Raw genomic sequence first — 258 nt, 5'->3', positions numbered from 1 at the left:
ATGCAGAAGAGCTGATCCGTAAACAAGCTTATTATGATAATTTAACCTCTTTACCTAACCGCTTTTTAGCACTTGACCGACTATCGCATATGCTTTTTGAAGCACAAAGAAACAAGGGGCATGTGGCTGTACTTTTTATTGATTTAGATAACTTTAAAAAAGTAAATGACTCGTTTGGCCATGAACTAGGCGATAAGCTACTGGTTAAATCAGCTGCAAGATTACAGCAAGTCATTCGCAAAGAAGACACCATAGGGC

At 38.4% G+C, this 258-nt stretch carries 1 protein-coding gene; it reads left to right on the top strand.

What is annotated here, in order from left to right:
• A partial coding sequence (locus AAEY62_RS23335) for a diguanylate cyclase domain-containing protein (protein ID WP_350636821.1) occupies window positions 1-258 on the top strand: 258 nt, incomplete at both ends.

Source organism: Pseudoalteromonas sp. GW168-MNA-CIBAN-0100 (genome assembly GCF_040309225.1).
In the GTDB taxonomy this organism is placed as follows: domain Bacteria; phylum Pseudomonadota; class Gammaproteobacteria; order Enterobacterales; family Alteromonadaceae; genus Pseudoalteromonas; species Pseudoalteromonas arctica.
Note: the sequence above shows the minus strand (reverse complement) of the source record. Positions and strands in the feature narration are given on the sequence as shown.